This window comes from Actinomycetota bacterium, from assembly GCA_041658565.1.
GTDB lineage: Bacteria > Actinomycetota > AC-67 > AC-67 > AC-67 > JBAZZY01.
This window is the reverse complement of record JBAZZY010000015.1, coordinates 13,908-34,250: the sequence shown is the minus strand read 5'-3', so window position 1 is coordinate 34,250 and position 20,343 is coordinate 13,908. Positions and strand designations below refer to the sequence as shown.

General features: G+C 65.5%; 17 protein-coding genes. 5 read left to right on the top strand and 12 right to left on the bottom strand.

Annotated elements, in window-relative coordinates:
• Window position 1: 1 nt before the first annotated feature.
• The 3 genes from pstA to WDA27_09055 all read right to left on the bottom strand — a co-directional run bounded on the left by pstA (window position 2) and on the right by WDA27_09055 (window position 2,772).
• The gene (gene pstA / locus WDA27_09065; GenBank protein ID MFA5891083.1) at window positions 2-880 is read right to left on the bottom strand and encodes a phosphate ABC transporter permease PstA; all 879 of its coding nucleotides are present in this window, start codon (window positions 878-880) and stop codon (window positions 2-4) included.
• Entirely contained in the window at window positions 877-1,737 is an 861-nt protein-coding gene (pstC, locus tag WDA27_09060; GenBank protein MFA5891082.1) for a phosphate ABC transporter permease subunit PstC, read from the bottom strand. Before pstC ends, pstA begins: the two co-directional genes overlap by 4 nt.
• Before the next feature lie 78 nt (window positions 1,738-1,815).
• Window positions 1,816-2,772 carry a PstS family phosphate ABC transporter substrate-binding protein gene (locus tag WDA27_09055; protein ID MFA5891081.1) on the bottom strand — a complete coding sequence of 319 codons (957 nt, stop codon included), beginning with the start codon at window positions 2,770-2,772 and terminating at the stop codon, window positions 1,816-1,818.
• A 116-nt stretch (window positions 2,773-2,888) separates the two neighbouring features.
• Between WDA27_09055 and WDA27_09050 the strand changes: the two genes are divergently transcribed.
• From WDA27_09050 to typA, 3 genes are all read left to right on the top strand, one after another.
• Complete coding sequence (locus WDA27_09050) at window positions 2,889-3,593, top strand: response regulator transcription factor (GenBank protein ID MFA5891080.1); 705 nt, start codon at window positions 2,889-2,891, stop codon at window positions 3,591-3,593.
• Window positions 3,593-5,257, top strand: a complete 1,665-nt coding sequence (locus WDA27_09045; GenBank protein MFA5891079.1) for an ATP-binding protein — start codon at window positions 3,593-3,595, stop codon at window positions 5,255-5,257. Before WDA27_09050 ends, WDA27_09045 begins: the two co-directional genes overlap by 1 nt.
• 118 nt (window positions 5,258-5,375) lie before the next feature.
• On the top strand, window positions 5,376-7,160 hold the full coding sequence (gene typA, locus WDA27_09040) for a translational GTPase TypA (protein MFA5891078.1): 1,785 nt from the start codon (window positions 5,376-5,378) through the stop codon (window positions 7,158-7,160).
• Window positions 7,161-7,199: 39 nt separating this feature from the next.
• Here the strand turns inward: typA and WDA27_09035 are convergent, their stop codons facing one another.
• The 4 genes from WDA27_09035 to WDA27_09020 form a co-directional block, all read right to left on the bottom strand.
• Window positions 7,200-7,547 carry a DUF86 domain-containing protein gene (locus WDA27_09035; protein MFA5891077.1) on the bottom strand — a complete coding sequence of 116 codons (348 nt, stop codon included), beginning with the start codon at window positions 7,545-7,547 and terminating at the stop codon, window positions 7,200-7,202.
• Window positions 7,544-7,786 carry a nucleotidyltransferase family protein gene (locus WDA27_09030; protein MFA5891076.1) on the bottom strand — a complete coding sequence of 81 codons (243 nt, stop codon included), beginning with the start codon at window positions 7,784-7,786 and terminating at the stop codon, window positions 7,544-7,546. Before WDA27_09030 ends, WDA27_09035 begins: the two co-directional genes overlap by 4 nt.
• 165 nt (window positions 7,787-7,951) lie before the next feature.
• On the bottom strand, window positions 7,952-8,572 hold the full coding sequence (locus WDA27_09025; GenBank protein ID MFA5891075.1) for a hypothetical protein: 621 nt from the start codon (window positions 8,570-8,572) through the stop codon (window positions 7,952-7,954).
• Window positions 8,573-8,992: 420 nt separating this feature from the next.
• Window positions 8,993-10,609: a CocE/NonD family hydrolase gene (locus tag WDA27_09020; protein MFA5891074.1), complete on the bottom strand. Its 1,617-nt coding sequence runs from the start codon at window positions 10,607-10,609 to the stop codon at window positions 8,993-8,995.
• An 89-nt stretch (window positions 10,610-10,698) separates the two neighbouring features.
• On the opposite strand from WDA27_09020, the gene WDA27_09015 reads away from it, so the two are divergent.
• The gene (locus WDA27_09015) at window positions 10,699-11,883 is read left to right on the top strand and encodes a GNAT family N-acetyltransferase (GenBank protein MFA5891073.1); all 1,185 of its coding nucleotides are present in this window, start codon (window positions 10,699-10,701) and stop codon (window positions 11,881-11,883) included.
• A 9-nt stretch (window positions 11,884-11,892) separates the two neighbouring features.
• On the opposite strand, the gene WDA27_09010 is transcribed toward WDA27_09015, so the two are convergent.
• The 3 genes from WDA27_09010 to WDA27_09000 are packed head-to-tail and all read right to left on the bottom strand — an operon-like array spanning window position 11,893 to window position 14,835.
• Complete coding sequence (locus WDA27_09010) at window positions 11,893-12,927, bottom strand: aspartate-semialdehyde dehydrogenase (protein MFA5891072.1); 1,035 nt, start codon at window positions 12,925-12,927, stop codon at window positions 11,893-11,895.
• A gap of 19 nt (window positions 12,928-12,946) precedes the next feature.
• Window positions 12,947-14,191 (bottom strand): aspartate kinase, encoded by a 1,245-nt coding sequence (locus WDA27_09005; protein MFA5891071.1) that lies wholly within the window; start codon window positions 14,189-14,191, stop codon window positions 12,947-12,949.
• A complete protein-coding gene (locus WDA27_09000; GenBank protein ID MFA5891070.1) occupies window positions 14,188-14,835 on the bottom strand; it encodes a glycerol-3-phosphate acyltransferase in 648 nt (215 codons plus the stop codon). Before WDA27_09000 ends, WDA27_09005 begins: the two co-directional genes overlap by 4 nt.
• A gap of 46 nt (window positions 14,836-14,881) precedes the next feature.
• Here WDA27_09000 and WDA27_08995 point away from each other — a divergent pair, with 46 nt between their 5' ends.
• Complete coding sequence (locus WDA27_08995; protein MFA5891069.1) at window positions 14,882-16,294, top strand: MFS transporter; 1,413 nt, start codon at window positions 14,882-14,884, stop codon at window positions 16,292-16,294.
• On the opposite strand, the gene WDA27_08990 is transcribed toward WDA27_08995, so the two are convergent.
• Both WDA27_08990 and WDA27_08985 read right to left on the bottom strand, forming a co-directional pair.
• A complete protein-coding gene (locus WDA27_08990) occupies window positions 16,291-17,925 on the bottom strand; it encodes a long-chain fatty acid--CoA ligase (GenBank protein ID MFA5891068.1) in 1,635 nt (544 codons plus the stop codon). The genes WDA27_08995 and WDA27_08990 overlap by 4 nt on opposite strands.
• 68 nt (window positions 17,926-17,993) lie before the next feature.
• On the bottom strand, window positions 17,994-20,270 hold the full coding sequence (locus tag WDA27_08985) for a CehA/McbA family metallohydrolase (protein MFA5891067.1): 2,277 nt from the start codon (window positions 20,268-20,270) through the stop codon (window positions 17,994-17,996).
• Window positions 20,271-20,343 lie beyond the last annotated feature (73 nt).

The following is a 20,343-nucleotide window of genomic DNA, read 5'->3' as shown; positions in this document are numbered from 1 at the left end:
ATCACTTCCTCTGGGCTCGGTTTCGGATCGCAATCGCGATCGCGTTCATGCCGAGCAACACTGCGAGCAAGACCACGATGCCGGCGGCGGCGGTTAGACGGAAATCCGCCTGCGGCCGCGACGTCCAGTTGAAGATCTGGATCGGTAGCGCCGTGAATCGCGAGAACAACGAATTGGGTCTGAACGATACGTACGTCAGCGCGCCCATCGTGACCAGCGGAGCCGCTTCGCCGAGCGCGCGCGAAACTGCGAGGATGATCCCGGTCATGACGCCGGGCAATGCAACGGGCAGAACGTGCCTGGAGACCGTCTGCCATTTCGTCGCTCCGAGCGCCAGCGCCGCTTCGCGAATCGACGTGGGAACCGCGCGAATCGCTTCGCGCGAAGCGATAACGATGACCGGCAAGACCAGCAGCCCGAGCGTCAGTCCGCCGGCAAGCACCGAACGGCCCATCCCGAGCGCGCGCACGAAGATCGCCAAGCCGAGCAACCCATAGATGATCGAAGGAACTCCCGCGAGGTTCGCGATGTTCACCTCAACGAGGCGGTTGATGCGACTCTCGCGATCCGCGAACTCCTCCAAGTACAGCGCCGCGCCGATTCCCACCGGAACCGCGAACACCGCGCAGACCGCAATGATCCAAAGGCTCCCGAGGATTGCCGGAGCGGCACCCGCCCGCCTCGCGAACCGCGACGGCAAGCCGGTGAGGAACTCCCACGACAGGCGGGGAATGCCGTCGATCCCTACGGTCACCAGCAGAGCGCCCAGAGTCAAAAGCGCGAGTCCCAGCGAAGCGAGCATGAATGCGCGGAAAGTTCGCTCGCGGCGCGCGCGGCGCGCGGCGTCGGGTCCGGCCGACAGCCCGGCCTCGGGCTTCATCGCCCACGCTCCTTCAGGCGGCGCGCAACCCGATACGTCATGACGTTCAACCCAAGCGTGATCACGAACAGCGTGGACCCGAGCGCGAAGATCGTGCGGTACACGACGCTGCCCGCCGGAGTGTCCCCGAGGCTGACCGCAACGATGTACGCGGTCATCGTCTGGGCGGCGTGCAGCGGGTTGAAGCTCAGCAGTGGCTGGTTCCCGGCGGCGATGGTGACGATCATCGTCTCACCGATCGCGCGCGCCAGCGCAAGAATCACCGCGGCCGTGATCCCCGAGGTTGCCGCAGGAAGCACGACTTTGGTGGCGACCTCCCGACGCGAGGCGCCGATCCCATAGCCGGCTTCCCGCAAGTCCTGCGGCACTGCCCGCATCGCGTCTTCCGACAAGGACGCCACGGTCGGCACCAGCATGATCCCCACGACCAATCCGGCCGAGAGCACGTTGAACGTCTCGACGCCGGGGATGACCGCCTTCAGCACAACGCCCGTGACGAAGTTCAACGCAAAGAACCCGAGGACGACCGTTGGGATGCCTGCGAGGATCTCCAAGATCGGCTTGAGGACGCGGCGCGCGCGCGGGCGCGCGTACTCGCTCAAATAGACGGCGATCGCGAGGCCGACCGGAACGGCTACCACGATCCCAATCAGCGCGACCATCAAGGTTCCGGTGAGAAGGGGTAGCGCACCGAATCGATCGCCGGCGGCCTCGAATGTCGGCGCCCACGTTGTGCCGGTGAAGAACTTCCACGGTGACACTTCGCGGAAGAACGCGACGGTTTCGCCGGCGAGGGAGGCAATGATCCCGGCGGTGGTCGCAACGGTCACGGCCGCGCACGCGCGCAACGCCCACACGATTAGAGGTTCGAGCCGGCGCCGGCGTCCCGCAAATGGGGAGACGCCGGCGCCGGCTTCCAGCTTGGTATCGATGGCCTAGGCCGCCTTCTCGAACTTGGCGCGCTGCGCCACGATCTGCGCTTCGGAAAGGGCCGTGTAGCCGATATCGGGCAGCAAGCCGTTCACCGAGTTCAGCGCGAACTCCACGAACGCCTTCACCTCTGGTCGCGCGATGGAAGACTTCTTGACGTAGATGAACAGCGGGCGCGACAGCGGCGAGTAGGTGCCGTCACGCACGGTCGCATCACTCGGCGTCACACAACCCGACCCCGAATCCACGCCGACGATGTTCAACTTGTCGCGGTTCTCCGAGAAGTACGCGTAGCCGAAGTAGCCGAGGCTGCCCTTGTCGCCGGCAACCCCCGTCACCAAGACGTTGTCGTCCTCGGAGGCCGAGTAGTCCGTGCGCGAAGACTTCTCCACCCCGACGATCGCTTTGGTGAAGTAGTCGAAGGTGCCCGAGGCGGTCCCTGGCCCATAGAGCTTCAGCTTTTGATCGGGGAAGGCGGAGCGAATCTGTTTCCAGTTCGTGATCTTCGAGTTCGGCTCCCAGATCTTCTTCAGTTCGCTCACCGTCAGACACTTTGCCCACGTGTTGTCATTGTTCACGACTACCGACAGGCCGTCGCGCGCAATCTCAAGATCCACGAACTCGATGCCCTTGGCCTTGCACGCGGCCTTCTCCTCATCCGAGATAGGGCGCGAGGCGTCCGAGATGTCGGTCTCACCGTTGCAGAACTTCTTGAAGCCGCCGCCCGTGCCCGACTCACCGACGGTGATGTCCACGCCGGGGTGCTCACGCTTGAACTCCTCCGCGAACGCCTCGGCGATCAGAAAGACTGTGGAGGATCCGTCTGCCAGAATCGTTCCGGTCAGGCCGTTGCCTCCGCTTCCTGATCCGCCGCAGGCCACCGACCCCGCGGCCACCACAGCCAAAGCCGCCACAAAAGCAATCCGTCGCAACAAGAGCAGTCTCCTTACGAGATCTTTCATCGAGTCCATTGTGGTCAAGCGTAGGAACCCGCGCGGGTGCCGGGGTGGAACGAGTGTGAACTGTTTGTGAACTCCAAACCGAGTCCCCTTCGCGGACGCATATACTTTCCGCTGACGTGGCAAAGGTGCTGGTAGTCGAAGACGACCCGACGATGGCCGAAATGGTCGCGTACAACTTGCGCCGCCAAGGCTTGGAAGTAGAGACCACCGCGGACGGACTCGACGGGCTACGCCGGGCGCGCGCCACCGAGGTCGCCCTGCTCATCCTGGATCTCATGCTCCCGTCCATGGACGGACTAACCGTGGCCGAGGAACTGCGGCGCGCGCGCCCCGAGGTCCCCATCTTGATGCTCACGGCGCGCGCCGAGGAATCGACGAAGTTGGCCGGCTTCGCCGCCGGGATCGACGACTACCTCACCAAGCCTTTCTCGATGGAGGAGTTGGTGGCGCGCGTCAAGGCGTTGTTGCGGCGCGCGCGCGCCGAATCGGTTCGCGGGGAAGTTCCTGCCGAAATGGTGTTCGGAGACATGCGGCTCGTCCCGGCCGACCTGCAATGCTCGGTCGCCGGCGTCGAGGTCGAGTTGCGGCCGAAGGAGTTCGCTTTGCTCGCAACACTGGCCGCGGAGCCGGGTCGCTTGCTCACCCGCCAAGATCTCGCGCGGCGCGTTTGGGAGTACGACTACCTCGGCTCGACACGCACGATCGACACACACGTGAAGAACGTGCGGCGCAAAGTCGAAGAGCACTCCGGCTACACCTACATCGACACAGTGCGCGGCGCGGGCTACCGCTTCCGCGTTCGCCCGAAGGGTGCCTCCTGATGCGCCGCACGTTTCTTGGACGACTGCTCGCCACGCACACCGTCGTCGCTGTCGCGGCGGTTGCGCTCTTGGGCGTGACGCTTGACCGCGTGTTCGAGCAGCGCGCGGTCAATGATCTGCGCGCGCGCCTGATCGCGGAAGCCCGCACCGTCGAAGCCGTGATCGCGCGCGACGGAGCCGACCAGACGTACCTGCCGGCGCTCGGGCGTGCGTCGGGCACGCGCTTCACCGTGATCCGCTCGGACGGATCGGTCTTGGCAGACTCCGAGCGCGACCCGGCATCGATGGCCAATCACTCCGATCGCCCCGAAGTGCGCGACGCGATCGCAGGCCGAACCGGCACCGCACAGCGTGCATCCTCGACGCTCGGCCGGCCGTTCTTGTACGTCGCCTTGCCGGCGCGCGCCGGGATCATCGTGCGCGCCGCGCTTCCCGCCGACCGCGTCGCTGGTCAGCGCGCAGCGGTGCGCCGAGCAATGATCGGCGCATCCCTCGCCGCCGCGCTACTCGCGGCCCTCTTCTCGATGCTCATCGCGCGCACAGTCGCGCGCCCGCTGCGCGACATTGCCGGCGAAGTCACTCGCGTCGCCCACGGCGACTTCACTCCAATCGAGCCCGGCGGACCCGCCGAGACGCGCGAACTTGTGCGCGCCGTCAACCGCATGGCAGCCGATCTCGCCGCACGCATCGATGAAATCGGCCGGGAGACTTCCCTTCGCGAGCAGATCCTGTCGGCAATGGATGAGGCAGTAATCCTGTCGGACGGAACCGAGGTCGTCTATGCGAACCCCGCGGCGCGGTCGCTGTTCTCGATGAGGGACGGCGGGGCCCTTCCCCCGGGGATCCCCGTGCCCGAGGGCGACGAGATGATTGCGCGCGAGATCACTCTGCACCACCCCACAACGCGAGAAGTCCGCGTCACCTCGCTCCCGCTGCCCGGGCACCGATTGCTGGCGGTTGCGCACGACGTCACCGAGGCCCGCCGCACGGACCGCGTTCGCCGGGACTTCGTGGCCGACGCTTCCCACGAGATGAAGACTCCTGTCGCGGCAATCCTCGCCACCGCCGAGACGCTGGAAACAGCCATCACCGACGATCCCGAGGCAGCACACCGCTTCGCCGCAACCCTGGCGCGCGAGGCGCGCCGACTGACGGCGCTGGTTGGCGATTTGTTGGATTTGGCCCGCCTTGAACGACCGACCGAGCACGACCAAGACGTCGATTTGTCGGCGCTCGCGCGGAACGCGGCCGACGAGGCGCGCGCGCGCTGCGAGGAACGCGGGCTGTCATTCGAGGCCGAAATCGCCGAAGGGGCGCGCGCGCGCGGAAGTTCGGATGATTTCGCACTAATGATCCGAAATCTCCTGGACAATGCGGTCCGCTACACACCGACAAATGGAACCGTAGCGTTGCATCTGGCCACCCGAGAAGACGCGACGACGATCGAGGTGCGCGACACAGGAATCGGGATCCCGAGCAAGGACCTCCCCAGGATCTTCGAGCGCTTCTACCGGGTAGACGCGGCGCGATCCCGGGAAACCGGCGGCACGGGACTCGGACTCTCTATCGTCCGCCACGTCGCCGAAAGCCACGGTGGCTCGGTGCGCGCCCACAGTGAACTCGGGGTCGGCTCAATCTTCATCATCACCCTCCCGCGCGCCTGAGAACCCCCGAAAGCGCGCGGGGCGCGCGCCCGGTAACATAAGAGCCCGGTCCCCGACCCCCTTTTTTCTCACTCCTATGCCCAACTCTCGTTCCCCAGAACAGCAACGCCACCGCAACGTGGCGCTGATCGCGCACGTCGACCACGGCAAGACCACGCTCGTGGACGCAATGCTGCGCCAGACCGGCGTAGTCAAGGAGTCGTCCGAAGACCGGATCATGGACTCCAACGACCTCGAGCGCGAGAAGGGGATCACGATCCTCGCAAAGGCCGCCTCGATCGTTTGGCGCGGGATCACGATCAACCTCGTGGACACACCCGGCCACTCCGACTTCGGCGGCGAGGTCGAGCGCGCGCTGACGATGGTGGACGGCGTACTGCTGTTGGTGGACGCGAGCGAAGGCCCGCTCCCGCAGACGCGCTACGTTCTGCGCAAGGCGATGGCGCAACACCTGCCGAGCATCGTGGTGCTGAACAAGGTGGACCGCAAGGACGCGCGCACGAGCGAAGTTCTCGACGAAATCTACGAGTTGTACTTCTCTCTGGACGCCGAAGACCACCACATCGACTTCCCGATCATCTCGGCGGTCGCGCGCGAAGGTCGCGCGATTCCCGGAGTCGGAATGCCGGACGAGAACGCCAACCTCGCGCCGCTGCTTGACGCGATCGTCGAAACGATTCCACCCTCGGGCGGCGACATCAGCGCGCCGCTGCAAGCACTGGTCACGAACCTCGACGCAAGCGACTACCTCGGACGCCTAGCGATCGGGCGCGTGATTCAAGGGCGCATGCGCGCCGAGAAGCCCGTCGTGGTTATCGGCGCCGACGGCACCGGGCGCCCGGCGAAGTTCACTTCGCTGCAGAAGTTCTCAGGCCTGGGTCGCGAGAACACCGGCCACATCGACGCAGGCGACCTGTTCATCATCGCCGGATTCCCCGAGATCACCATCGGTGACACGGTCGCCTCGCCGGACGATCCCATCGCGCTCCCGCGCCTCGAGGTGGACGAGCCGGTGCTGACGATGACCTTTGGGCCGAGCACCTCGCCGCTTTGCGGCGAAGGTAAGTACCTCACCAGCCGCCACATCGAAGACCGCTTGATGCGCGAAGCGCTCGGCAACGTCTCGATTCGTGTCGGCAGAACAGACAGCGCCGACGTGCTGGAAGTCGCCGGGCGAGGTGAACTGCAACTCGCCGTGTTGATCGAAACCATGCGCCGCGAGGGCTACGAATTCCAGGTTTCAAGGCCGGAAGTCGTCACCAAATCGGTGGGCGGATCCAGGCACGAACCGCGCGAGCGCCTCACCGTGGACGTGCCCTCCGAACACGTCGGCACCGTCACGCAGATCGTCGCACCGCGCAAGGGTGAGATCACCGAGATCCGTCCCGGCGACACCGGTCGGTCGGTCGTGGTATTCGAAGCGCCGGCGCGCGGACTGCTCGGCTTCCGCACGCTGCTTTTGACCATGACCCAAGGCACTGCCGTCGTTCACACCGAAGCCGCCGGATGGATGCCCTGGGCTGGAGACCTTCCCCACCGCAAGGGCGGTGCGGCCGTCGCCGACCGCACCGGTGCGGCCACCGGCTACGCGATGGACAACCTGCAGGAGCGCGTCGCGTTCTTCGTTAGTCCCGGTGACGACGTGTATGAGGGAATGGTCGTCGGCGAAAACGCGCGCGCCGAAGACATGGTCGTGAACCCCACCAAAGAAAAGCAGAAGAGCAACATGCGCACGCACTCGCACGACGAGGCGATCAAGCTGGAGCCGCCGCGCGAGCTGACCGTCGAGAGCGCGATCGAGTTCATCGCCGGCGACGAGCTGGTCGAAGTCACACCGTCGAGACTGCGTATCCGCAAACGGATCCTGGACCGCCGCGCGCGCGAGCGCGCGACCGTCGCCTAGCGCGCGCCAGCCTCTAGACCCGCGGTCTCGGACCGCCGTCTACCCGGGGGTTTCGTTGCTTCGAAGCACGCGCAGCAGGGGAAGGAGCTGCGGGATATCCTCTCGGACTGTCTGCCACACGATGGATCGATCGACGCCGAAATACTCATGGATGAGCTTGTCCCGCATGCCGGCCATCTCACGCCACGGGATCGCAGGATACGCATCTCGCACCTCGCCCGGGATGTTCTTGACCGCTTCGCCCATGACCTCGATTGCGCGGACGACCGCGTAGACGGTCTTCTCGTCTTTCGAGAAACCCTTGTAAGTCATCGCTTCGGTGAACTCGATGGCCCGCTCGGCTGCCTCGACCAGGTCGTTCAGGTAGTCGCGGATCTCGCGGATCACGATGGCAGCAATTCCTGAAGAATGCGTTCCCCGATGCGGGGCTTCAAAGCGTCTCTCACGACGAGGTCCACCTTGACGCCGAGCAGGTCGGAGAGTTCGTTCTCCAGCTTGATGAATCGTATGAGGCCGATAGGGGCATTGAACTTCACGAGGAGGTCGAGGTCGCTGCCCTCGCGTTGGTTGCCACGGGCGTAGGATCCAAAGATGCCGAGCATAATGACGCCGTAGTCCCGCTCCAAGCGCGGCCCCTCAGCCCGGAGATGGCGTCGCAGGGTTTCGAGGTCAGGCATAGGTCAAGCGACGACTGGACATGACCCTCGCAGTCTACCCGGAAGAACGATGCGGTTAGGCACTCTCCGTTTCGAAACACTGGTCCGCGTTGCCGTGACCGGCGCTCCCGAGTTCTACAGCAGAACGTTGCTGATCGTCCCGACCCCTTCACGGAACCGGTACTCGTCCGACCAGCGCAGCATCAAACCGAGTTGCGGGTCGAACCAGTGCAGGCCGACCTTCGTCATCTCTTGACCGGCAGTGTTCTTTCCGCTGAACGTCGAGCGAACGACAAAGCAGGCCCTGTTCTTGCCGCGGAACATCACGTTCTCGCGCCGAAGGATCCGGACGGCTACCGGGCCATCGGGTTCCTTTGGACTCTGCTGGTAGCCGGGCGTGCCGTCCGCACGCGGGTCGGGCTTTTGGACAGTCCAGCGTTTGCCCACGACAAGCGGGCCTTGAAGAACCAGCGCCGGAACCTGGAGGCGGCACCAGTCACCGTTCCCGGCCTTAACTGCCGTCATGGCCCACGCCTCCGGCGTCCAGGAATACTCAACCAGCGTTGCGGAGGCACCGTGCTCTCCCTCCAAAGTGGACTGCCGTTGGGAATACCCGTTCCCACGACGATCCGCCTGGAGCACCCGGAGTGTGTACTCCCTTTGGCTGGGCTCCGCCGAGTTGTCCGGATCGGACGCTTTCAACGTCGCCGTCTCTTGAATGCGATATTCGCCAGCCACCGGAGGGCGCAGAGCCACAGGAACGCCCCTCGGCGTCTTGCTCACGCTCCTCGTGGATGCGACCGGGGCACCGACCGACGCACTGGACGACGCACTGGACGACGGAGTGCCACCCGGCAACGCCGCGGAAGGCGTTTGTGCCGTGCTCCTGGGCGCGCCCGCACTACCGCCGTCGCCACCCTGCGTCCGGTTCCCGCAGGCGGGAATGATCATGGCAACGACAACTGCGGCGCAGATTCCCCGCCTCACGCCTTCAACACTTCCTCTCCGCAGCCGCTGGCAGCATCGGCGGAAACGCTCGACTTCTGGGCGCGTTCCCATCTACGGTCACCGCCCGCACTTGCCCCGATCGTGTGCCACTACTCGCGCGGGGCGCAAATGATTTGCGCTGAGCGCGAGTCGCCGAGAGCACACACCCCGCCCCGGCGCCTTGACGGCTCACACCTCCGGGAGCATCAGCCGCGTGCCTGCGATGAGCGTCGTCTGCGACGGTTCGGATTCCGGTTTGAACACCGGGAAGTCCACAGCCGCAATCGTCAGCGCAATGCGATGGCCGGGCTCGAAACGATGCGAGTTCGGCCAGAGTTTGACGCTCGCGGTTCCCGACGCGGCAGGGGATTCCACCGAACTGCATCCTCGCCACACGAGTTGCGCGCCGGCATCGCTCAGATCCCACACTTTGGCGTCAAGCTGCATGGCGCGCGTCGCGGTGGTCGCGTAGCGAACGTCCACGATCGGCGCGCCCGTCACCTCGAAGCCGCCTTCGACCGGCGCGCTCGTGAACGTGACTGCGGCCGTTGAGTTCTGGTCCTCGGGGATCTGCGTCAGCACGTCGCCCATGCCGGGGATGTTCCCGGCGATCTCCTTGGTGATCGAGTCGTTCGCGACGTTGAGGCTCGCGAAGTCGTTCGCAATCGTCCCGACGGCGGTGTCGCCGGCTTCGGGTTCGGCCGCGAGTGCGGCGTCAGAGCGGGGGAAAAGCGCGCGCTCGGCACCGCCGGGAATCGGCCACTCGTCTGCGCTGTCGGCCACCCACGTTCCCGGCCGCCCTGCTTCGGTGCGGCGCCAGTAGTCCACCTTCGGACCGGTAGTGAACCCGTGATCGACGCCGCGCAGAAACTCGTCGAACCAATCCAGCATTGCGGTCTCACGCGCCGCGACCTCTGCGGGGAAGTCGCCGCCGACCGCGTGACCGCCGGAGGAGAACCAGTAGTGCACGGGAATGCCTTGCGCCTCGAGCACCGACAAGATGCGCTCGGGATGATCGCCCGGGAAGAGTTGGTCTTCCCACGCTTGGGTCCAGAAGACAGGCACGCGTCTCTCGACTAGCGCGCCGATGCCTTCGACCGGAGAGCGCGCGCGCAACTCGTCGGTGGTGGATGGCTGCACCGGCGGCGCGCCGACGTCTTCGGTGTCGGTGTAGAACTGAGCGCCCCAGCGCCCCGCGAGCGTGTCGTCAACGCGCGCGCCCGCGACCGTGTACGCGGCGGCGAAGATGCCGGTCGCGAAGGAGAACTTGAAGCAGTCGTTCGGGTTGAGAGCCTCGTTCAAGTCGGCAAATGTCTGGCCGGCTGCGACGGCCTTCACGCGCGCGTCACGCTCGGCCGGCAGCAAGGACCCGCCGCCGCCTTGCGAGTACCCCGACACTCCGACATTGTTCGTGTCGATCTTGGTGCCAAAGGTGCGCGCCACCCAATCGAGCACCTCGGAGAAGTCCTGGGTCGAGCGCTCACCAAAGAAGTCAAAGATGCCACCCGAATTGCCGTGCCCGCGCGCCGAGTACATCAGCAGCGCGAAGTCCCCGGTCTCGACGAACTTCATGCCGTAGCCGGTGTCGTATGGGTTGTCCTTGGTCGAGCCTCCCCCGTGCTGGCGCACGACGAGCGGCAGTTCCGCCCCCCAGGGGGTCCCCGATGGCAAGTACACAGTGGCTTCGAGTCTTACGCCGTCGCTCATGGGGACCATGGCGTCGGTGCGCGCGGGACCGTCGGCGCGCGCGGGGATCACGGCCAAGGAAGCCGCGACCAGGATGAGGAGAATCGGCAGGCGTCTCATGCGGACCCATTCGCCGCACATGCCCCGGTTCCTGCAAACGCGAAAAGACATCCTGGCCGGGGCCGGGACCATGTTAAGGTCCGGGCGCCATGAGTTCTCTGCGGATCCGTGCGGCCAAGCCGGCCGATCTCGACGCCGTCATCGGACTCAACACTCAGGCTTTTAACACCCCGCCGTCCTGGCAGCAGCGAATGCGCGAATGGTTCGACCCTGCGCACTGGCGCGTCGCCCAAGACGGCGCCTCGACGGTCGGCGTCTTGCGCGCGTTCCCACTGGGGCACTACTACGGCGGACGCGCTGTGCCGGCGACCGGCATCGCGTCGGTCGCGGTCGCACCCGAGGCGCGCGGACGCGGCGTCGCCACGGCACTGATGCGCGCGGCACTCGCCGAGAAGCGCGCTGAGGGCAGCCCGATCTCGTCGCTGTACCCGGCAACGGTTCCGGTCTATGCGCGCCTGGGCTACGGATTCGGAGGAGTGCGCACACGGTGGAAGGCGTCACTCGGCGATCTGCCGGCGCGCGCGAACTCATCGGCGGTTCTCGAGCCCTTCGACCCCTCGTCTCTGGACGAGTTGATGACCGCGTACGAGCACTTCGCAATCACGACCAACGGGTTGGTGGCGCGCGATCGCGAATGGTGGGAGCGCCGCGTGCTCACGGCGTTCGAAGGGCCGCAATACACCTACCTCACGCGCGAACACGGCGAGATCACCGGGTGGATGGTCTACGAGTTGACGCGCCCGAACGCCGGCGAGTGGCGATCCGTGCTCTCGTGCCGCGATCTGTTCTGGACCACTCCGAATGCGGCGCGCGCGCTCCTGGGTCTTGCGGCGATGCACCGCTCGACGTGCAGCGGCATCGAGTGGGTGGGGCCTCCGGTGGAATTGCTCGGCAACCTCACCGGCGAGGACTCCGTTGAGCCGGAGGGTTCGTTTCGCTGGATGGTCCGACTGCTCGATGTTCCCGCGGCGATCGAGGCGCGCGGCTACAACCCGCTCGCCGTCGCGCGCGTGACTCTTCGCGTCGAAGATCCACTATTTCCCGAGAACGAAGGACCGTGGGAGATCGTGGTCACCGACGGACGAGCGAAGGTCGCGCGCGCGTCCGAGGCCGAGGCAGTCGTGGATGCATCCGCTTGCGCGTCCATCTGGACGAGTCTTCAGAGCGCGCACAACGCTGTGCGCACGGGAGGACTGACTGCCACTCCCGAAGCGCTCGAAGCACTCGGACTGATCTTTGCCGGCCCGACGCCCTGGATCGCCGACTTCTATTGAGCCGGCGCGCTACGCGAGATTCTCTGCGATCAGCAACTCGACGATCTGAATTGCGTTGAGGGCCGCACCCTTGCGCAAATTGTCGCACGCGGAGAAGAAGCCCAATGCGTGCACGTTCTCAGGGTCGTTGCGGATTCGCCCTACGATCGCCTTATCGCGGCCTGCTGCCTGCAACGGCGTCGGGTAACTGAACGTCGAAGGGTCGTCGTGCACGATCACGCCTGCAGCGGCCTCCAGAATCGCGCGCGCCTCCGCCGCTTCGATCGGACGCTCGAACTCGACCCACGCGCTGATGCCGTGGCCGGCGATGGTCGGGACGCGCACCGTGGTCGCGAAGATCTCGATGCGCGCGTCCAGGATCTTCTGCGTCTCGGCCGACACGCGACGCTCCTCGCTGGTGCGGCCGAGATCGTCGAAACCGCCGACATGAGGAATCACGTTGAACGCGATCGGGTGCTTGAACGCGCGTCCCGGCGGCAGGTTCACTCTTCCGCGACGCACCGCGTCGCGATCAGGCGTCAACGCCTCGAGTTGGTCATACAGGTCCGCAACGCCGTCGACGCCGGCGCCCGACACCGACTGATAGCTGGAGCAGATGATGCGGCGCGCGGTCGCCGCGCGGTGAAGCGGGGCCAGCGGCATGATCATCGTCGTCATCGTGCAGTTCGGGTTCGACACGATCCCGGTGTGTGTGCGCGCCGCATCGGGGTTGATCTCGGGGATCACCAGCGGCACGTCGTCGTCCAGTCGAAAGGCCGCCGACTTGTCGACCGACACGAGTTTGTCGCGCAGACGCGGAACCCACTCAAGCGCGACTTCGTCGGGCGTGTCCCAGATAGCGATGTCGATCCCGTCGAACGCGGACTCGTCGATCACGGTGACGGGCAGGTCTTCACCGCGGAACGGCACCGTCTTACCGGCACTACGCGGGCTTGCGATCGGGCGTAATGAAGCGAGGGGCACATTGCGCTCCTCCATGATTCGGAGGAACTCACGGCCGACCGCTCCGGTCGCACCGACGACTGCGATGTTCTTGTCACTCATGATGCTCCCTTGAATCGAATCAGGATGGGTGTGTCTCGCGGATGACGGCTTCCTCAGACAGTCCGAACGCGTCGTGCAGCGCGCGCACCGAGCGCTCCACGTCGGCTTCGCGCACGACGCACGACACGCGAATCGTTGAGGTCGAGATCATCTCGATGTTGGCGCCGGCTGCTGACAATGTTTCGAACATCTCGGCAGCGACGCCGGGGTGACTCTTCATGCCGGCGCCGATCAGCGAGATCTTCGCCACCGACGTGTCGTACTCGACTCCCTCGGAACCCAGTTCCGAGGCGATCGGCTCCACCGTCGCCTTCACGCGCTCGATCTCGGTGCGCGGAACCGTGAAGGAAATGTCGGTGCGACCCTTGGTGGATACGTTCTGCACGATCATGTCCACGTTGATGCCGTCGTCGGCAATCGCGCGGAACAGGCGCGCGGCGATCCCCGGTCGGTCCAGAACTCCCAGCACGGTTACTTTCGCTTCCGAGGTGTCGTGCGTCACCCCGGAGATGATCGCCTTTTCCATACGCTCGTCTTCCTCTCTAACAAAAGTCCCGAGTTCGTCCGAGAAGCTCGACGCCACCCGAATGATCACGCCGTGGTTGCGCGCGTACTCCACCGACCGAGCCATCAGAACCTTCGCTCCGCACGCGGCCATCTCGAGCATTTCCTCGTAGCTCACCGCGTGTAGCAACTTCGCGTCGGGAACGACCCGCGGATCGGCGGTGTAGACGCCTTTGACGTCGGTGTAGATCTCGCATACGTCCGCATTCAGGGCCGCGGCGATCGCCACGGCGGTCGTGTCGGATCCGCCGCGCCCAAGCGTCGTGATGTCGGAAGTTTGCGACACGCCCTGAAACCCCGCAACGATCACGATCTTGCCTTGGTCGAGCGATTCCCGTAGACGGGTCGCCCGCACCTCGACGATCTTGGCACGGCCGTGCTCGGTGGTGGTGATGATGCCGGCCTGCGAACCCGTGAACGAGATCGCCTCGTGCCCGCACTCGTGAATAGCCATCGCCAGCAAAGCCATCGAGATCCGCTCGCCGGCCGTCAACAGCATGTCCATCTCGCGGCCCGGCGGCGTCGGCGAGATCTTCTCCGCGAGATCAATCAACTCATCGGTGGTGTGCCCCATTGCGCTAACGACAACACAGACGTCGTTGCCCGCATCGCGTGTCGCCACCACCCTGCGCGCCACATTCTTGATCTTCTCGGCATCGCCCACGGAGGTGCCGCCGAACTTCTGCACGATAAGACTCATCCAACCGACCCCCGACCACGTGGTAGATCAAACAACAACCGTCCAAGGATCGCCCGCCCGAGAGGAACCCCCTCGGCGCGATCCTCCTCCAACCCCTCCAGCCTGCGAATCGCGATGAGCGCCACAACGCCGAGTGTCATCAGCACCAGCTCAGCCGGATACCCAAAGGCCAGTGCGAACACCGGCAGAAGACCGAAACCCACGCTCGTGCCGAACCCGCCTCGCTTGGTTGTCGTTCCCACGACCGAAATGACACCGGCAGCCGTCATCGCCCAAGGAACCACCACGAGCGAAACACCGGCCGCCGTCGTCAGTCCCCGGCCGCCCGCGCGCCGCAAGAACGGTGCGAACGAGTGGCCCGACACCGCCGCGACTCCAACGAGCGCCACCATCGCAGGCGAAAGGTCCGCGCGCACGGCCAGCAAGGCCGGGGCGAACCCTTTGGCCATGTCCAGGATGATCGTCGCGATTCCCGACGCCTTCGACATCCGCTTGGCGACGAGAAAGTGAGCGTCCCCAGGCGAATCCTGACGTCGCATTGCCTCGATGACGTCCTTGCGTCCGGCGACGAACGCCGCGAGATAGGGCGATGGAATCGTGCCGGCCGCGAATGCGGCGGCGATCCAGCCGAGAGATCGGATCACCGATCCCCCTGGACTCGTACATCGCTGCGCCGATACAGTCCCATGCGTGCTCGACAGGTTCCGTGACAGAGAGGCCCGGCACCTTCCTGTGCCGGACGAGAACCCTATTCCATCACAATCGCCGGACCTGAGCGCGCGAGATTCCCTGCCCCGGCCTCCGGGGGTCTTGCCGGAAGGCGGGCTTTCGCTCCAGAAGTTCCGCGAGGTCTTCGCCCTGCCCGACTTCCGGCGGTTGTTCTGGGGGCAGGCGATTTCGGCGCTGGGCGACTGGGTCGGCACACTCGCGTTCATCGTGGCCGCGCGCGAGCTGGCTCCCAACCAACCCGCCGCGGTGGCCGCCGTCCTCATCCTGCGCCTGCTTCCATCGTTCCTGGCTACCCCGATCGGAGGAGTGCTGTCGGACCGCTGGGACCGAAAGCGCATCATGATCAACAGCGACCTCGCCCGTTTCGCCGTCATTGCAGCCGTGCCCCTCGTCCCCAACATCGGAGCCCTTTACGGGTTCGCATTCGCCTCCGAATGCCTTGCGCTGCTGTTCCTTCCGGCCCGCGACGCTTCCGTTCCCAACGTGGTTCGCGAGGATCAACTTGAAGCCGCCAACGCTTTGGTGATGGGATCGTCCTTCGCCGGCATCCCGCTGTCCGGCCCCGTCTTCGCCGGCTTGGCGTGGGCGGGAGGGCACTTCCCGTCATGGGCTTACGGGGACTACTTCTTCCAACGCTCCTACTCCTTCCCGTTCGTCTTCGACGCGGCTACGTTCCTGGTTTCCGCCGCCCTGCTCAGCCGCTTGCACCTGCCGAAGCACGCACAAGAGCCCGGCTCTCAGATCGAGCACTTCCGAGAAGCAATGGCCGAAGGCGCGCGCTACATCCGGCAAAGACCATTCCTGCGCCGGCTGGCATACGCGGTCACGATCGCGATGCTCGGCGGCGGCGTGCTGTTCGCACTCGGCATCGGGTACGTGCATCAGACCCTTGGAGGCAGCGACGTGGGCTTCGGGTGGCTGATGGGGCTGTTCGGGGCCGGCATGGTGATCGGCTTCGTCGTCTCGCAACTCAAACCACCCGGCGGCGTCATATGGATGGTGCGCATCTCGCTGTTCGTGATGGGAGGTGTGCTGATCTTCATGGCCGTGTTCCCGGTGCTGTGGATCGGCTACCTGCTCGCCGCAGTCTTCGGCACTGCGTTCAGCGTAAGCCTGATCGTTGCGATGAGCGCGGTGCAAGCGCGCACCGACGACGAGCACCGCGGACGCGTGATGGGCACCGTCCACATGCTGGTCCGAGGCGCGCTTTCCGTCGGCGCACTCGGCGCGGCGGGCATCGCGACCGCCGTGCCGGCACGAGGACTGTCGCTATTCGGGTTCCACCCCGACAAGAACCAGGTGGCACTGATCATCGCCGGTGGACTAATCGCCGGTGGAACCCTCGTCGTGCGCGGACACCCCGACGCGTCTTAGCGCTTGGCGCCTTCCAGCTCGACGACTTCCAGCTCCCCGCTCGCGTAGCGCGCGCGCAAGACCTTCTTGTCGAACTTGCCGACGCTGGTCTTGGGGATCTCTGCGATGAAGGTCCATCGCTCGGGCAGCCACCACCGCACGACCTGCCCCGACAAGAAGTCGCGCAGGCCTTCGGCGTCGGGCTTGGCACCCTCCTTCAGCACAACGCACGCCAGCGGCCGCTCGTCCCACTTGGGGTCGGGAACGCCGATCACGGCCGACTCGACGATGTCGGGATGACCCATCAAGGTGTTCTCGACCTCAACCGAGGAGATCCACTCGCCGCCGGACTTGATGACGTCCTTGGCGCGGTCGGTGATCTGGACGAAGCCCTTGGAGTTCACCGTGCCCACGTCGCCGGTTCGCAGCCACCCATCGTGGAACTTCTCCGCGGCGTCGACAAGGTAATACTCGCGCGTGATCCAAGGTCCGCGCACCTCGATCTCACCGATCGCCTCGCCGTCCCACGGCAGAACCGTTCCCTCGTCATCCACGATGCGCAGTTCAACACCGGCCACGATCCGTCCGGTCTTGGACCGCCACTCGAACTCCTGCTCGGGACTCACATCGTGCGGCGGAATGGCCAGCGCGGCAAGCGGCGATGTCTCGGTCATGCCCCAACCCTGAATGATGCGCACGCCGTGACGCTCCTGGAACCGCTCCATCAGCGCGCGCGGCACGGCCGCGCCGCCGCACACGACCAACTTCAGCGAGGAAAGATCCACGGGGTTCTGCTCGGAGTAACGCAGCACGTCGTTCCAGATAGTCGGCACCGCGGCGGCAAACGTCGGCCGCTCCTGTTCGATGAAGCGGCACAACGGCTCGGCCTGCAGGAACCGGGCCGGCATCGCGAAGCTCGAACCGACGAACCAGCCAACGTAGGGAGTTCCCCACGCGTTCGCGTGGAACATCGGCACGATCGGCAGAATGGTGTCGCTCTCGCCGACCCCGAGCGCGCCGCCGGCCATCGCGCCAAACGTGTGCAGCACGGTCGAGCGATGCGAGTAGGCGACGCCCTTGGGGTCGCCGGTCGTGCCGGTCGTGTAACACATGGCCGCAGCCGCGCGCTCGTCCACCTCCGGCCATTCGAATCCGGTCGTCTCGGCCGCGAGCAGATCCTCATAGCGCAGCACTTCTCCAAGCGCCGAAGCGTCACCGTTTCCCACGACGATGAAGTGCTCCACGGACTTGAGTTCCCCTGCGACGCGCGCCAGCAACGGCACGATCGAATCGTCCACGATGATTACGCGATCTTGCGCGTGGTTGATCACGTAGGAAAGCTGCTCGGGGAACAGCCGCAAGTTCAGCGTGTGCATCACGGCGCCCATGCACGGGATGGCGAAGTAGGCCTCGAGGTGCTCCTGGGTGTTCCAACAGAACGTGCCGACACGATCGCCCGGCTCGATCCCAAGGCGCGTAAGCGCGGCAGCAAGCTTCTCGGCGCGCGCGGCGACCTCGGCGAAGCTCGCCCGACGGCAGCCGTTCCCTTCGTACGTCACGCATTGGGAATCCGCGTAGACCCGACGCCCGTGATCGAAGATCATCCGGATCGTCAGCGGAAAGTCCTGCATCGTGCTCGGAGCGAAGCCCATGATTCCTCCTTCGTTTTGCTCGTGCGGGCGAAACATTACGCCTGCGGTGCCGATCCGCACACCCCGGACTACGACATGTAGATCGCGGAGGTGAGCGCCGCCACCAGAACACGATTGCGACAGTAGGTTGTGGAGCCCCCGAAGGTCGAATCGCAAGTGGCGCCGCGCTCGGCGGTGCCGTCGGGCAGCATCAGGATCGCGCGCACCCAGCCTGCGTCCGGCGGCGAGGTAAACGTCACCGCTCCGCCGGGAATGAGCGGCTCACCGGTGAGCAGCGGACCACCGTTCGCCCGGATGTCCACAACGCCGCCCGGCGGAAGCCCCTCGGCGCGCGCCCGCATCTTGACGCCGCGCGGCACCGTGTCGCCGATCATCGACTCGAACACGCCGTCACCGTCGGCGTCGGCCTCAAGGATCAGGCGCAACCGTCCGTAGGCCGGCGGCACCATCGAGATCGACGTGCGGCCTTCGCGGACCCCGGCCAGGATTCCGCGCGCGCTGCGTTCGCGCGTGAACACCCACGTTGTTGGGTTCCCGACGCCTTGGAACGCCGACAGCGTCAGCCAGTGCGAGTCGCTGCCGCCCGTCGCGCCGATGTGCGCGCCCCGGTTCAACCAGCACTCCCAGTAACGTCCGGCATCCTCGTTGGATGTCGCCGAAGGAAACGGCGGCTGGAACCACTGCGCGATGTTCCACACCTCGATGGTGTCCGGCTGCACGTCGTAGCCGTACTTCCAATGCAGCAGATCGGTGTCCTCACACGCGAACGGCTTCGCCTTGATGTTGTCGGCCGGATGATTCGCCTGGAACACGCCGCCTTCCGCGCGCAACGCATCGACCATCGACTGCACGGCGGGCGCATTCTCGTCACCGGCGTCGAACGTGTGCGTCGCCCCGAGCATCTGCGCGTGGCCGTGGATCGAGTTCTCGTACCCGGGAACTCCGATGACGCCGTGCGTGCCGAACCCCGGGTCTTGCGACGACTCAGGTCTCTGGTGGTCCGTAATCGCCAAGTAGTCGAGCCCTCGAATGGATGCCTCGATGAAGCGTTCCTCGACCGATCCGCCGAACGTGTAGAACTCTTCCATCCCGGTGTTGTCGTCGTCGGGGCCACACCACACGTCATGCGACGCACAAGTGTGCACATGCAAGTCCCCGGCCAGCCACTCGCCGGCCGTTCCGGCCGGCGTCGCCTCGATCCAAACCGGACTGGAAAACGCAACCGCGTTCCCCGCAGCGTCGCGCGCGCGCACGAAGTAGTACTTGTCGTCCGGTGTGGCCACAACCGGCGCGTCGATCGAACTCGTCCCGCCGACCACCACGTCGCCGCCGCTCGTGATCAGATCCAGCGTCAAATCCGATCGGTTGGTCGTCGCCTTGACCACAAGCGCTTGCCCCGGCGCGCGCTGGAGGCGGGATCCCATGATCGCGCCGTCCACCGAGAACGTCAGGCGGATGTCCCCGTCGCGGACCGCGTAGAACCTCCGCGCCTGCATCGCGGAACGTAGTTCCGCCTCGGAGCGCCCGGCGGACAAGATCACAGTCTTGGCCCACTTCGACGCGCCCCAGTCATCGTCGAACGTGTGCGCGTCCTCCGCGCCGATCGCGCCGACGTGCCAGCCCTTGTCCAACGCGCGCACGTACCAGTCGCCGTACTCGTCGTTGGTGTTGTACAGCTCGATGCCGACCATACGGTTGTCGGCCGCCGCGACGTAAGCGAATTCATTCCAGTTGCGGCCGGGATCCTGGTCGCCGACCTGCGGCAGCTTCTTGTCGTTGGGATGGTTGAATACCGCCAGCCCGTCGAGCCCGCCCTGTAGATACGCCGGCGTCGTAAACCAGTTCCAGAAAGACTCCATGGTGCCGGCGTAGCCGCCGTCGGTCTTGGCGTTTGCGAAGTTACGCGAGAAGAAGACGTTGATGTGACCGAAGCGGTCCGAAGTCCACTCAAACCCCCGCGCCGCGGTGAAGTTCTCATCCGTAACCTCGCGCGCGTACTGAAGCGTCGCGTCCCATTTGCGCAGCGCGCGCGCCGGATCGGGATCTCCCCCCGGGCACGTGACGATGCCCGGTCCAAGGCACTTATCGCTAAGCGTTACGGGAACGTCAAGGTTGTCGGAGTGGTCGGCGCTGAACATGAAGTCGATGCCGTGGTTCTTGCCCGAAGCGAAGTACGTACCCGGCGTCGCGCCCGGGTCGCCATCGGAATAACCGCTGTGCTCGTGCAGCGCCCCCACCAGAGGGAGGAACTCAGGATCACCCGCTGCGCGTGACGCGACCGGCTGCACGATCGCAACGGCGACCGCGAGCGAAGCAAGCAGGCTCTTGACGCGAGTGTGGCGCATACCCGGCCTCCCGGTAAGAATGAGATTGCTCCGAATTCGCCGCCGATGGCTGTTTTCCCTGCTTTGCGAATCG

Bases quoted from the DNA above. Each gene is read 5' to 3' on its own strand.
- pstA (MFA5891083.1), bottom strand. From the start codon at position 880: ATGAAGCCCGAGGCCGGGCTGTCGGCCGGACCCGACGCCGCGCGCCGC.
- WDA27_09055 (MFA5891081.1), bottom strand. From the start codon at position 2,772: ATGAAAGATCTCGTAAGGAGACTGCTCTTGTTGCGACGGATTGCTTTT.
- WDA27_09045 (MFA5891079.1), top strand. From the start codon at position 3,593: ATGCGCCGCACGTTTCTTGGACGACTGCTCGCCACGCACACCGTCGTC.
- WDA27_09020 (MFA5891074.1), bottom strand. From the start codon at position 10,609: ATGAGACGCCTGCCGATTCTCCTCATCCTGGTCGCGGCTTCCTTGGCC.
- WDA27_09015 (MFA5891073.1), top strand. From the start codon at position 10,699: ATGAGTTCTCTGCGGATCCGTGCGGCCAAGCCGGCCGATCTCGACGCC.
- WDA27_09010 (MFA5891072.1), bottom strand. From the start codon at position 12,927: ATGAGTGACAAGAACATCGCAGTCGTCGGTGCGACCGGAGCGGTCGGC.
- WDA27_09005 (MFA5891071.1), bottom strand. From the start codon at position 14,191: ATGAGTCTTATCGTGCAGAAGTTCGGCGGCACCTCCGTGGGCGATGCC.
- WDA27_08990 (MFA5891068.1), bottom strand. From the start codon at position 17,925: ATGGGCTTCGCTCCGAGCACGATGCAGGACTTTCCGCTGACGATCCGG.
- WDA27_08985 (MFA5891067.1), bottom strand. From the start codon at position 20,270: ATGCGCCACACTCGCGTCAAGAGCCTGCTTGCTTCGCTCGCGGTCGCC.